The organism is Helicobacter sp. (genome assembly GCF_014799995.1).
Lineage (GTDB): Bacteria > Campylobacterota > Campylobacteria > Campylobacterales > Helicobacteraceae > Helicobacter_D.
Genome location: NZ_JAAVGY010000041.1, coordinates 1 through 13,389 on the forward strand (window position 1 = coordinate 1; position 13,389 = coordinate 13,389).

The 13,389-nt window shown below is 39.4% G+C and carries 13 protein-coding genes and 1 pseudogene; 1 reads left to right on the forward strand and 13 read right to left on the reverse strand.

Features of this window, described 5'->3' with window-relative positions; genetic code table 11:
* From HDT10_RS06165 to tgt, 8 genes and pseudogenes are all read right to left on the reverse strand, one after another.
* Nucleotides 1–425 (reverse strand): annotated as a pseudogene (locus HDT10_RS06165) (class I SAM-dependent DNA methyltransferase); the annotation flags it as partial.
* A 68-nt stretch (nucleotides 426–493) separates the two neighbouring features.
* Entirely contained in the window at nucleotides 494–1,480 is a 987-nt protein-coding gene (locus tag HDT10_RS06170) for an aldo/keto reductase (protein WP_290881220.1), read from the reverse strand.
* Nucleotides 1,481–1,530: 50 nt separating this feature from the next.
* The gene (locus HDT10_RS06175; protein ID WP_290881222.1) at nucleotides 1,531–1,659 is read right to left on the reverse strand and encodes a hypothetical protein; all 129 of its coding nucleotides are present in this window, start codon (nucleotides 1,657–1,659) and stop codon (nucleotides 1,531–1,533) included.
* Between the two features lie 181 nt (nucleotides 1,660–1,840).
* A complete protein-coding gene (locus HDT10_RS06180) occupies nucleotides 1,841–2,155 on the reverse strand; it encodes a multidrug efflux SMR transporter (RefSeq protein ID WP_290881224.1) in 315 nt (104 codons plus the stop codon).
* On the reverse strand, nucleotides 2,152–2,604 hold the full coding sequence (locus tag HDT10_RS06185; RefSeq protein WP_290881226.1) for a multidrug efflux SMR transporter: 453 nt from the start codon (nucleotides 2,602–2,604) through the stop codon (nucleotides 2,152–2,154). Before HDT10_RS06185 ends, HDT10_RS06180 begins: the two co-directional genes overlap by 4 nt.
* Before the next feature lie 407 nt (nucleotides 2,605–3,011).
* Nucleotides 3,012–4,799: a flagellar assembly protein A gene (locus HDT10_RS06190; RefSeq protein WP_290881229.1), complete on the reverse strand. Its 1,788-nt coding sequence runs from the start codon at nucleotides 4,797–4,799 to the stop codon at nucleotides 3,012–3,014.
* Between the two features lie 14 nt (nucleotides 4,800–4,813).
* A complete protein-coding gene (locus tag HDT10_RS06195; RefSeq protein ID WP_290881232.1) occupies nucleotides 4,814–5,479 on the reverse strand; it encodes a hemerythrin domain-containing protein in 666 nt (221 codons plus the stop codon).
* A 152-nt stretch (nucleotides 5,480–5,631) separates the two neighbouring features.
* Nucleotides 5,632–6,768 carry a tRNA guanosine(34) transglycosylase Tgt gene (tgt, locus tag HDT10_RS06200; RefSeq protein WP_290881235.1) on the reverse strand — a complete coding sequence of 379 codons (1,137 nt, stop codon included), beginning with the start codon at nucleotides 6,766–6,768 and terminating at the stop codon, nucleotides 5,632–5,634.
* Nucleotides 6,769–6,821: 53 nt separating this feature from the next.
* Between tgt and HDT10_RS06205 the strand changes: the two genes are divergently transcribed.
* Complete coding sequence (locus tag HDT10_RS06205; protein WP_290881237.1) at nucleotides 6,822–8,228, forward strand: TrkA C-terminal domain-containing protein; 1,407 nt, start codon at nucleotides 6,822–6,824, stop codon at nucleotides 8,226–8,228.
* Between the two features lie 103 nt (nucleotides 8,229–8,331).
* Here HDT10_RS06205 and HDT10_RS06210 read toward each other — a convergent pair whose 3' ends face one another.
* The 5 genes from HDT10_RS06210 to HDT10_RS06230 are packed head-to-tail and all read right to left on the reverse strand — an operon-like array spanning nucleotide 8,332 to nucleotide 13,228.
* Nucleotides 8,332–9,531, reverse strand: coding sequence for a CsgG/HfaB family protein (locus tag HDT10_RS06210; protein WP_290881239.1), 1,200 nt, complete (start codon nucleotides 9,529–9,531; stop codon nucleotides 8,332–8,334).
* 9 nt (nucleotides 9,532–9,540) lie between these two features.
* On the reverse strand, nucleotides 9,541–10,887 hold the full coding sequence (locus tag HDT10_RS06215) for a DUF6844 domain-containing protein (RefSeq protein WP_290881241.1): 1,347 nt from the start codon (nucleotides 10,885–10,887) through the stop codon (nucleotides 9,541–9,543).
* Between the two features lie 4 nt (nucleotides 10,888–10,891).
* The gene (gene lpoB / locus HDT10_RS06220; RefSeq protein ID WP_290881243.1) at nucleotides 10,892–11,512 is read right to left on the reverse strand and encodes a penicillin-binding protein activator LpoB; all 621 of its coding nucleotides are present in this window, start codon (nucleotides 11,510–11,512) and stop codon (nucleotides 10,892–10,894) included.
* Nucleotides 11,513–11,530: 18 nt separating this feature from the next.
* The gene (locus tag HDT10_RS06225; RefSeq protein ID WP_290881245.1) at nucleotides 11,531–11,899 is read right to left on the reverse strand and encodes a YcfL family protein; all 369 of its coding nucleotides are present in this window, start codon (nucleotides 11,897–11,899) and stop codon (nucleotides 11,531–11,533) included.
* 9 nt (nucleotides 11,900–11,908) lie between these two features.
* A complete protein-coding gene (locus tag HDT10_RS06230; RefSeq protein WP_290881247.1) occupies nucleotides 11,909–13,228 on the reverse strand; it encodes a hypothetical protein in 1,320 nt (439 codons plus the stop codon).
* Nucleotides 13,229–13,389 lie beyond the last annotated feature (161 nt).

Consider the following 13,389-nt stretch of genomic DNA (forward strand, 5'->3'; position numbering starts at 1 on the left):
AAATCCTCTGTGTTGGTTAAGACAATATGTGTTAAATTGTTGTTTTTATTTGTGATGGTCTCACGCAGAAAATAGAGAATGGATTCATAGAATGCTTTGCATTCAAGATTTGGATTTTGCGCGTTCAATCTTACAAATTCGTGGCTATTGCTGCTGCTCTTGACTTCAAAAAGCACTTTTGGGATGGAATCTTCATAGATTGCCAAATCGATTCTATCTTTCGTGTTGCAATCATAATTAAACGATTGATGCAAGAAATCACGTAAGAGATTCTTTTGGTGTTCCTCCGATTCACCCTTAGAATCCGCAATGCCCGCTAGATACGATTCCAAGCTTTGCCCAAATTCCCCGAGCGCGTCTTTTGCGGGAGAAAATGGGCTATGGCTTTGCACAAAATCTTGCAATGTTCTAGGGCAATAGCGCACTATTTTCTCCCGTTTTCAATCTTGCCGCGCACATGTTTAATGCTCCATAGCACTTGACATATTTTAGCTCACTTCCCACCAAACACAGGAAAAGACGAATGTTCGCCATAATCCTTAAATGCCAGCTTTTCAAGCGTTTGCAAATCTTCTTTTGAGAGTGTGAAATTGACCTCTGCATTTTGTGCGATATAGGCAGGAGTTTTACTCTTTGGCAAAGAAACAAGCCCTAGCTCCAAAGTGTAGCGGATACAAAGTTGCGCGGGACTGACATTGTATTTTTTTGCCAATTCTACCACGCGAACATCTTTTAAAAGCTTGCCATGCGCAATGGGTGAATATGCCTCTACGATGATATTTTGACTTTTGCAATAATCTATCAATGTAAAAGGAGTATTGCCAATGTGTGTTAAAATCTGATTAATAGCGGGCTTGATTTTGCAGTGTTTTTGGATATTTTCTATATCTTTTTTCTCAAAATTACTCACACCGACAGAACGCACTTTGCCCGCCTTTTGTGCGTCTTGTAATGCGTTATAGACTTCTACATTTTCTTTAAAAAAATCACCCTTTCTAAAGCTATTCCACGGCTGTGGGCTATGAATCAGCATTAAATCAAGATAATCAAGTTTCATCGTTTTTAAGGAAGTATCTATGGAATCACTCGCGCTTTGATAATCTTTGTATTCTGCACGAATCTTGCTTGTAATAAAAAGCTCTTCACGTTTGATTTTGCTTTTTCTTACCGCTGCGCCCACGCCTCTTTCGTTTCCATAGGCTTGAGCAGTATCAAAATGGCGATAGCCGACTTTGAGTGCTACATTGATGACATTTTCTACGATACTATCTTCAACGCGCCATAAACCAAGCCCCAATTTTGGAATCTTTATGCCATCATTCATTGTGAAGGTTTCATCTAGGATTTTTTGGACGTTTTTGTCCAAGTTTTCTGCTCCTTGCAAAAGATTTGGCATAAATGCCGTGCCTACACCTGCTACGCCTAGCATTGTAGAAGCCTTAAGAAAATTACGCCGAGAATAAGAAATTTTGTTTTGCATTTTTGCTCCTTTTACGAAATGTATTTGCAACCATAACACTTGGTTATTTATCAATTTATTTGGCTATCCAAATAATACTTCAATGCCTTTTGCCCAAACTCCTTGCGCGCGCCTTGTGCGGGAGAAAGGGGACTATGGCTTTGCACAAAATCTTGCAATGCGATGTGCCAATAGCACATTCTCTCCCCCGTTTTTTGCCCATTCTAGCGCGCGCACGCTTTAAAGCCCCTTAAAACTTTGGCGTAGCGCATAGTGCGTGCTGTCAAACGCGTTTGCCCGCTTCTGCAAAGTTTTCCTATCGCGCCACTCTTGCGCACAGAATCTCATCGCATTACCAAAGAAGCGCGACACTCTTTGACGCTACCCCACAAGCTTCAACCCCACGACAGCGGCGATGATGAGCGCGACAAAAAAGAGTTTTTTCAAGCTCTTGCTCTCGCCAAAAAACAAAATGCTGACCGCCACGCCCCCTGCTGCGCCGATTCCCGTCCATATCGCATACGCTGTTGCCATCGCGATTTCTTGCATGGCGAGCGAAAGAAAGCTAAAGCTTAGCGCAAACTGAATGCCCATTCCCAGCAAAAAAATCTTTGCGCCGCTTAGGCTGTATTTTTTCATCGTGATGACGCCGACAATCTCCAAACCACCCGCGATAAATAGACAAACCCAACTCATTTGCTATCCTTTTTTGAATCGTGATTCTGATTAAAAGCCTGCATTTCTTGGACAACATCATCTAGCCCTAATTCATGCACAATCTCTTCGACTGAATCCCGCTCCTTCGTGTTTTCTTTCTCGCTTGTCGCGAGCTTGAGCCCGATGACGCCGATGAGCAAAAGCAAGATGAGCACGATTTTGAGCAACGAAAACGGCTCGCCAAAGACGCAAATTTCGGCAAGCGCGATGCCGACCGTGCCGATTCCGACAAACACGCTATACGCCACGCCGATTTCGATGTCGCTCTTGATTGCCAAAGCCATAGCGGCAAACGAGAACAAAATCCCGATTCCTGTGAGCGTGTAGAGCAACAGATTGTCCGCATATTTGAGCCCACTCGCCCAAAAACATTCAACGATTCCGCCGAGAATAATCAATCCCCAAGCGAGATTAGTGGAAATTTTCATGCTAAATCCTTAGAAATAAAATATAGATTGAGGCAATTCTGATTTAAGAAAAGCCCAAGCCGATTGCAAATAACAAGAATCTTATGAAAGCAAAAAATCAGAGAAGAGCGAGATAGGAATAATGCAGGCGCAGCAAGATGTTTGTATAGGCATAGTGATGAGACGCGGGCGGACGCACGGCGCAGAAAACAGAGCCGCAACGGCGCGACCACGCTGGAACGCGAAACGGCGACCAAGACGAAAGGCGAAACGATGCCATGCAACCTCCTTTTTGTTTGCGGCATTATAGCACGATTCTTTGGTTATATAAAATGCTAAATTTGTGATGATGAGGAATCTTAAGCTTTGGAATCTAATTCCTGTTTTTGTTTGATTGCTTGTGAGATTCTGGCTTGCAATTTCTTAATTTATTGCTGTTGCGGGCGCATTTCATCAATCCAAGAGAGCAAAGACAAATCAAAGTCCTTGTTGCTCCTTAAGCGGAAAAAATCTCCGTCCTTGATAACTTCAAAGAAGTGTGCGGGTGCTTCTTGACTAAGAATTGTTTTGAGTGTTTCCTCGCGATTGCCTGTGTAGGCTTTGAATTTAATCATTGTTTCTGCCGCAGGGGGATTGCCGCGAATCATCATTTTAGCATTTAATGCCCCCTCATCAATGCTTTTGAGGCGCACCTCATTAGTGTAGTAGAGATTGACAATCTCATTGTATTCCACCAAATGTTCTTTATAATGTTCTAGTGCCTTTTCGTATTGTTCCACGATACTTTGAAGATTTTTGGGTAGAGGTTCATCAGGCTTTTCTTCTTGGTCGTGTTGGATTTTATGCACTTTGCCTTGAGAGGCGAGCAAATAGGCGTAAAATTCGTCCATTTGTTTTCTTAAGTGTCGCAGGCGAATTTTGATTTGGTCAGAGAGCATTACATATTCTAAGCGGTCGCGGCGCATAAAGGAAAATTTTGCGGGATTGAGTTCAAAGGTATTGTGTTCGCCCAAAACATTATCTACTACGAGGCTATAACGAGGATAAATTTCGTTGTAAGAGCGCACATCTTTGATATAAATATAATCTGCCATAATCGTGCCACCAAGCGTGCTATTGATATAGGCAACTTTGGCTTCCACACTTCCTTTTTCTAAGACATCAATCACTACTGTGTGTGCCTTGATTGCACCACGATGTGAGCCGATGAAAGCGGTGTCGGTTTGGATTTTGGATTTGCTATGTGTTTGCCCCTCAATATTAAGTGCTTTTGGTGGTGGGGTAGGAGTTTTTGAAGTGTTTTCTGTCGTCGCCTCATCTTGCTTTTTGGGGGCGGATTGTTTGGTGTTTAGCTCATCGCTGATGATAAAATAAAGTGGCTTGATTTCTTTGAAAAATCCGTCTTTCCCTGCTTGGAATTTGATTCTATCCACATCTTCACGCGCGCGAATGCTTGCATCTACGCTTACAGCATTGGCTTGAACGGGTTTAACGGCTAGTATTTCGCCTTTAAGATTTCTTCCCACACGTCCGGCAACAGGCTTGATATATTCAAAGAGTTCATCGCCTTTGCGCACGGCTTGCATACAGATTCTAGGAGCAAACACGCCCGCTTCTTGAGATTCTTTGTCAAGAATCTCTGTTTGTAGGTTTTGATAGATTTTTACTTCTCCATCTTTTCCCTCTGTGTTTGCTACTCCTGTGCCAATAGTTAGAATCGTTTTAGGAGAGATTTTACCCCGAATCAGACTATTAATAAACGCGTCAATCTGCATTGTGAGCTTGCCATATTCTCGGATTCCGATGAGGTAATCTTGCAAAATCATTGTTTTGTAAAGTTCTTGATAAATTTCAGATTTGAGTTCTTCGTGGTGCTTGATTTGATTATTGCAGAGTAAAACCGCGTGCAAAGTCGTATTCTCATTAGGAACGAGTTTGATTCCAAAGGTTCGTGCGGGTTTTTCGCTTTTTTTGCAAATTTCAATTTTATAAATTTGTTTGATGTCAATGTTTGCGGTAAAATTTGCGTTTTTATTGAACAAGCCTGTATCATTGACGGGCTTGTATTTGTTTTCGCCTTTTTTGCTATAAAAGGTGCGGAAGTCTAGTAAATAAAAGTCAATTTCCTCACCGAAATTCTTACGCTCTTGCAATAAAAGATTCCGCAAGTTTTTTACATCATTAAAGACTTTATATCCCTTAGGTGCAAATGCCATTGTGTTTTTATTTCCTAGAATTGTTTAAAATATTTTTTTGCCAATGTTTCAAAGTTATCCTCATCATCTAAACTAGAATCACGATAAACGATAGGCTGTTTGCATACTTTGCATCGGACAAATGTGCCTTCTTCTTGCATAATTTTATGCAACGCATCGCAAACTTGAAATTCTTTTAAGAGGCATAGGCAAATGTATTTGTGCCATTTCCCCTCTCTTATGTTTTCTGTCTCGGCTAAGATTTTTGTCTTTTGCTCTAGGCTATAAGGAATCTCTTTAACATCGTGCAAGCGATTGCGGTAAGATTCTATTTGTTTGTCCTCGCCTAAAACATGTACAATCAGCCAATTATGCAAGCATTCATAAAATTCCTTTGCGCTATGCTCCACATCTTCTATATCCATTAGCAGCATAGAAAGATTGGAGATTAGCTCACGATGACGCGTTTTGTGCTGATTCAAAAAGGGGTAACCAATATGCTGCATATATTTTTCTTCATCATTAAAATGCTCTTTGGCACTTTCAATAGCGGCGTTCATTCGGGATTCTAATTCTTGTGCTTTATTGGGAGAAGTGCTTTTAGCAAATGCACCAGTTTCCGCAACGAGTTGCATAAAGGCTTTATGCTGTTCATCTAAATGTTGATTTTTAATGCTAAATTCTTCGCTCCATACTAGCACTTGCGCCCCTTAGTGTTGATTATCCCTAGTGAATTAATATTGCAATTATAGTATTTTGCACTTTAAACTTGCTTTGATAATATAAAGTTTATTTTTAATTTTTCTAATGTGGAATAGTGGAGATTCTATAAAGAATCCCAAAAGGCATTAGGCTACAAGGTTTCTTGCTCTGCTATGAAGTCTTGATAAAATTTCGTCCATTCTCCTTTGATGATTGCTTCTCTAGCATTGCGCACCAAATCCAAATAATAGGCAAGGTTATGAATACTTGCAAGGCGAAAATAGCTGATTTCACCCGAGCGGAATAAATGGTGCAAATAAGCGCGGGAGTGGTTTTGACAAGTGTAACAATGGCATTTGGAATCCAAAGGCTGCGTGTCTAGCTTGAAACGTGGAGATTTGATAGAAAATTTGCCAAAATGAGTGAAAATCGTGCCATTTCTTGCATTTCTTGTGGGCATTACGCAATCAAACATATCCACTCCTCTAGCGATTCCCTCTATAATATCGCGTGGAGTGCCTACGCCCATTAGATAACGTGGTTTTTCGCGCGGTAAAAGAGGTGTGGTAAAATCAAGCGTGGCATACATTTCCTCATTTGGCTCGCCTACTGCCAATCCGCCAATGGCGAATCCATCAAAATCCCCAAGAGAGCTCAAGTCTCTTGCGCTTGCTTCACGCAATTCTCTCTCCGTGCCACCCTGCACAATTGCGAAGATATGATTTGTCAGCGTGATTCCATTTTCTAATGCGTTTTGCTTTTTATGATTGTGGTAGTTTATCGCGCTTTGAGCCCATTTAGTCGTGCGGTTGATAGAATCTCTAATGCGTTCTTTGCTGGCAGGTAATCCGACTAAATCATCTAAAATCATCATAATATCACTATTGAGATTGTATTGAATGTCCAAAACCTTTTGTGGGGTGAAAAAATGGCTTGAGCCATCAATGTGGCTTTTAAATGTGATTCCTTCCTCGCTTAATTTAACATTAGAATTGAGGCTAAAGGCTTGGAATCCACCACTATCTGTTAAAAAATTGTGAGGAAATTTGCTGAAATGATGTAATCCGCCAAGATTTTTAATCACCTCATCATTGGGGCGCAAATAAAGATGATAAGTGTTGGCTAAAACAATTGGAATATGAAGTGTCAAAAGGTCGTTGAAGTCCAATGCTTTTACGCTTGCTTGTGTGCCCACAGGCATAAAGATTGGCGTGAGTACTTCGCCGTGCGCAAGTTTGAGCCTCCCTGCACGCGCATTTCCATCGGTCTTTTGCAAAATAAATTCCATTTTTAGCCTTTTTTTGCTACATTTTCGCGAATCTTTACTCTTAAAGGGGGAGTATGCGAAAAGTGCTTTTGATTTTAGACGGAATTGTAGCAAAAGAATTCCTAAGCATTTTAATGGCGAAGCATTTGGATAAAAATACTTATATTTTTGTTTCGCTTGATAAAAATCTTTTACCACAGAATCTCCCTCAAGACGATGAGTGCTATCAGTTTGACCCAAGCTCTCCTAGCAAGTTGCGAGAGATTCTAACGGCTCAAATCACAGATTGTTATATCATTACGGATAAACGCGAAGAGCGAGAGATTATTTATCATACCTTGCGTGCTTATAGCAAAACCTTGCAGATTAGTATCTTAGGCGAGATTCCTTTACAAAGCGATGATAAGCAGCTTTTGATGATTAGTGAATCGCTCGTGCTAAGCGGAAAACTCTTTGAGAAATTTCCCAATGTGCCCCGCACAGCAAAGTATATTGGATTGGGGCAAGGCGAGATTATGCAAATTAGCGTGCCTTTTGGTAGCCCTTATGCGTATCGCAGTGTGGGAGTGATTAAGCAAAAAAAGTGGAAAATTGTCGCTATCTATCGGAGTGAAGAGCTGATTTTACCCAAATACTCTACAACGATTCTGCCGAATGATTCTTTGTTGCTTATTGGCGAGCCTAACACCTTGCGCGAAATTTATCACAGAATCAAAGAAGAGTTTGGGCAGTTTCCAACGCCTTTTGGGCGCGATGTGGTAATGTATTTTGATTTACTCCATTCTAAGAATCTTGAAGCCTGCGTCAATCAGGCTTTATGGCTGTTTTCTCATTTTAAAAACAAACGTTTGCACTTATGCTTCTTTAATCCTACGACAACAGAAGTCATTGAGAATTTAAGGGACGATGTGCGCCTAAGTGGTGAAAATATCTCTTGGCACATTGAATTTTATGAAAGCTCTTTGAGGGAAATTGTCCAACGCGATAAGGCAAACAAAAATATTGGCTTGGTTTTATTGGAGAGCTATTTGTTTGAGGAATATAAGGGCTATTTGCTTGATTTAGGGATTCCTCTTTTGAAATTTGGAGTGCAACTACTGGAAAACTTGACGCATAGTGTCGTGATATTGCCCAAAAAGGCGGAGGAAGCGGAGAAAATTTCCTCTGTTGTCTTTGATTTTTCTACGCAAATCGGGTTAAAGATTCTGCTCTATGACTTTAATCCCAATGAAGAAGACCACGAGCAAGCCTTAGATTATTATAAGCATATTGCTAAAGTCTTTGACAAAAAAATAGCGATAGAACAATCCAATACCCAAAATCCGATTCTTTGGTTGAATCGCCAAAAAGACACATTGCAGATTCTGCCTTTGCGCAAGGAAAGCGTAAGGCGATTTTGGTTTTTCTCTCTTTGCGATGTAGAGAATCTAAGCACGCATTTAACGAATCTCCCGCAGCTTTTTATCCCGCTTTCTGTGTGATAGGCTTCCTTGCAAATCGACCACTACAAAAAACAAATAAAAATTGTTTCGTGGCTTGGGCTTTGAAAGTTTCTCCACAATATTAGGATTGTTAAGAATCGTATTAAAATCCGAGATTCACACCACCATTGGGATTAACTTGATAATTTGCCCCTCTCCCTTGAGAATCGCTGCCATTTCCCGCACTCAAAGGACGACAAATATCATCTTTTTTCACAACTCCTTCTGTGATTTTTGCGTAAGAAATCTTTGGAGTGGAGCGCACGATTTCTATCATACCGCTTTTTGTCTCTATCCTGCCTGTATTTTCTTTTGTGTAAGAATCGCTAATGACTTTTCCCAAAGAGAAACATTCATAAACATCTCCTTGATTTAAGGTTTGAGAAAAAATAACCTCATTATTTTCTACGCTTGCGACCTTTAGAGGATAAATTGCATTTAAAATATCACTTGCAATACGATTCGCAATTTGTGATAATCCCGCTTCCGTTGCGCCAAGCGAGCCATCTTTAAAATTTACTTTCATATTTAGAGTGTTAGAAAACTTAATTTGTCTTGTGGCAAACAAAAGCACGCGATAATCTACTATCGCTTCTGCTTGAATCTTTTCTTTGCCTGTGAGATTGCTTTTTTTGACTTCCCCGTCTAATCCACTTAAAGAAAAGAGCAGGATATAATCTGTCGCTAACACATTTTTGAGTTTATAAACTTCATCACTTGCCGCATCGCCACTTTGGATGAGGGCTTTTTCCATATCGTAATAACCCTTTGTATCTCTATCCAAGACATTGAATTTGCGACTTTGTAGCAAGTTTGTGATAATGTGCTGTTGTAAAACATCCCCAATAGATTTTTTGGCTGAATCGGCAGTTGCATTAAAGATAACGATACTTCTGCGATTGCTCGCATTTAAGCCGGGTGCTTGATACTTTTTGGTTGTGGTTGTTTTGAATATTGTAACATTTGCAATGTATTTGCCATCATTTCCTTGTTCTACGCTATTAACTTCATAAGTATCCGCTTTACCCTTTGTGGCTTTTGAGATTTGTTCTTCATAATAGTCTCTTATTTGAGAACCACTAGAATCTGTTGAAGCGGTTGCAAGAGAATGCTTTGTGGAATTAATGCTAACGCCATTCATCTTGCCAATGGCTTCTATGAGGGCATTATTGATTGCTTCTTCGCGCGTGATTCCACTACCTTCACCAACGCTTGATTTTGTTGTTGTTGATGATACCACTCTCGCTTGTAATATAAGAGCTAAAGACAGAACAATTGCTAAGATGCTAAGAATCTTTTTCATTAATTAATCCTAAAAATCATCAAGATCATTGACAATATTTGATTGTCGCTGCACTTTGGTTTCACTGCTTTTTGTCGTTGCATTGTTAGAGGGTTGTTGTGTTGGCGTCTTTAGCATTTGGTTTGTATTCTCTAGGTTTGCATACGAATATGCTCTAACAACCCCTACGTGTTCTACGCCATTTTCCGCAGTATAACTCCATTGCTTAATGGTTCTAATGCCACGAATCTTTCCGCTTGCAGTTGCTTTAATCCTTCTGCTTACCTTATCTACAGTGTTTGTAATATCTGTCTCTGAAAGATCTTTTGTATTGTCTGTTTTATTGAGTGTTTCTTTAATTTCTTGTTTGTAGGTTTCGCCTGTTGTTTGTTCGTCTTTTAGGCTAATATTTGTGTTGATAAACTCAATAATTGCACTATCTGCTTTAGTTAGCGCAGTCTCTTTTGCTGCATCTTCTAAACGATTCGTTTTCTTTGCGTTTCCAGCGTCAGCTACAAACCCCCAGTTTCCATAGCTTAGAATTACGGGTGCGCCATTTTCATCATACACAAGTCGGATTCCATATTCATTCACAAACCCTGCATTTTCTTTGGGTAAATAATCCTTGATTGCTTTACCTCCTTTTCCTTTAATGAGGCTCTGTCTTCCTAGGGACATATCTCTTGCTAGTTGTCTAGTTTTGTCAGAAATAACTGCAATAACGCCTATTTTGTATTCACCTCTTTTATGGGTTACGATTGTTTGTATGGGGATTAATCCACTCATAGAACCAAATGCCTGCGTGATGGATTTGCTCATAAATTCATCTTTTAGCAATATTTTTTTGCGCTCTTCACTCAATCCTGTTGCATCTACGCCCAAGTCTCTTAAAGCAGCATCAAGTTTCGCTCCCGCAAGTTGAGTAAGTTTATCAAAGACTTGTGATATAGTGCCGCCCTTTGGTAGTTCTTCAAACTCTCTTGCATTACTAGATTGGTCGTGCTCATAAGTGGCGATTTTCTCTGTAGAGATTCTGCCAAATGCGTCTTTTATAAATTCTTTTTGCAGATTTAACATTGCTTTTTCAAATGCAAGTTGTAGAGATTGTGCAAATTGAGGGTCTGTGTCGCTCACAGACACATTAGCCTCGCCTGTATAAAATGTCTTACCATTTTTGGTTTGTCCATAGGTTATGTTGTGGGCTTCTTCAAATTCTTCAAAAAACTCCTCAAGGCTTTTTGGAGTAATATCTTTTAGGCTTGCGTCTGAAAGCTCGTTTTGAATCTTTATATCTTCTTGTGAAATCTTGGCTGGTTGTGAGCCTTGAGCCCACAAAATTCCCGCTACTAATAATGAGCCAAAAAGTATCTTTTTCATTTTCTTACCAAGTTACAGATTTGTTTGAGCCCACTTTATCAATCGTTTGCTCATCTTCCCAATACACAAGCCCCGAGTTAAGGTCAGTTAATCTTAAGAGAAAGAAATATTCTACTTGTACCTTTCCACTTTTTAGCTTCACATTGTCTTGACGAATCTTGCCTGCTAGCGAAAAGTCTGGAGATACTAAAGTTCCCTTTTTTGCGATTGTTTGTTGGTTAAACTCCTCATTATCTCTTAGCTCCCTCACATCTTCACTCATACTATCTAGCGCGCCTCCCGCAGCAACAGCCGAAGTCAATACAAATTTGCCCGACCTTCTTAGCGCGGAAGTAATTTTTGCAGTTAGCTTGTCTGTGTCGATTCTCTGTGGCGTATCATTTACTACTCTTCCAATCGCAATTACCTTTCTTTGCCCGGGTTTAATGTTGGCAAATGCTGGGTCGCTAAGCATACTATTAATCATTATTTCTGCTGCATTTTCAAAATCTTCCCTATCAAGTCCTAGTGTCAGAGAATCCCCCTTTTTGACTTGAGTTGCTTTGCCATCTGTATAAGTTCCTGTCGTTACACAGCCGCCTAAAAGCAATGCTGCCGTTGCTATTGCTACAAATTCTTTTTTCATTTTGTCTCCTTTACAAATTTAATTTATTTGGATTCTAATATCCTTTGCTAACCTATTGGGGGCAACCTTTCTTAAAACAATTTCTTGACTCGTTGGAATCCTCAATGTACGATATTCCTCATTGATTGCATCTTTTAATATAAATCCATTCTCATCAAGCCAATCTATCTTATAAACCAAATCTTTTGCATAATTGCTCCCAAAAGTCATCTCCACTTCCAAAAGTCCATTGACATTTACACGTTTTTTAAATTGCTTCAATATGTGGCTTGGACAATTTTTGCCAAATTCTATGTTTTGCCTTTTCGCATTGATTTGCCCATCAGAGGCACACGCATTTAAGGACAATGCGACTATCATTACAATGATTTTTAATGAATCTTTCATAATAACATCTTATTGGACGATTTCAATATGGTTTGGCAAATAAGGCTCAAAAGAACGCACAAAAACTAAAGCGTCTTTGGTGGTTTCTACTTTGCCTTTAAAAATTTCTCCTCCTTTGGGATCTTTAATTTCTATCTCTCCTTTGTTTTCTATCATTGCCACACTAACATTCTTGGGTAATCCACGCCAAGTGCGAACATCGGCTTTATTTGTGCCAGCAGTAATTAGGGAGCTTGCTGCAGACAATAAGCCGCCTGTAGAATCATTGTTTGCTGCGGCAACATTGATTGCAGTCTTTAAAATTGTTTGGGCGACGGCTTTTGTAATCATTGTAGGCATATTAATCTTAAATTCTGTCGCTACAATGTCATCTAAATCTACGATTTGTGTAGTTTTTACGCCATTTGCTTGTAGATACTCAAAAGAGTTGTCGCGTTTTTGTAGTTTTTGTAATGCGACGCTTGTCGTGATGATTTTTTCATTTACGATAAAAGGCAATGTCAATGCAAAGTCGTCTTTTATGACGCCCATTCCACCTTCATACACGACAAAAATATATTTTTTTGAATTTTTAGAGTTTATCCCTCTAGCGCGTTCTGTGAAAAGCTTGGATTCTTTCTTGATTTCATTGTTTTTGGGGTTGATAATTGCAACCTCTCTGAACAAATCTGAAGCCTTGCGATAATCTTGTTCCATAAAGAAGAAAACAGAGGCTAGGTAAGTCGCATAGGGATTGACAAACTTTTTAGTTGTGTCAAATTCTTTGAATAAATGCTCATATTCTTTTGTAATTGTTGCGACATTGTCATTCATATTTTTGTCATAATTTGGATCTTTTTTAGCCTCTTCGATTTCTTCACGATTTTTTTCAATTTCGTTTGCAAAATATTCTTTCGCTTTGTCTTGACGCATTAAAGCGCGATTAAATTCCACTCTCGCATTTGCATAGTCTTTTAAGCTCATAAAGTTTAAGCCTTTATAGACATTCACCATAATGCGCTCATATAAAGAGCCCTTGTAATCAATAATTGTGTCATTAACAAGTGTGGTAGCGGCGAGCTTTACGCCTTTTTGTAGAGTGTTTTCTAAATCCACATCCTCCTTGTAGGAATCCTCTGCTGCATCAAAGAGAGTATTACTAATCGTGAATTTGCCACAATTTCTAGCAATTAACCCTGTGTTTAGCCCGGTATAAATTGTGTCATCTTTATTTTTTACTTTGTTTAGATTCTGCTCAAAAAACTCATCACCACAAAATTTTTGTGTCAAAGCTTTTTCAAATTCGCTATTTACACTTGCGTGATTTGTGCAAGCGGTAAATAGTAGCATAGCCACACTTAAAGAGGGTAGCACAAGACATTGTTTTTTAAACACATTCTTTAATGAGGAAAAATTGTTGTTTCCTGACTTATTTTCCATAAACGACAATCCTTTCAGAATAAAATAAGCTCAAATAATACCCCCCCCCCCCCTTAAAAGTAAAATAAATA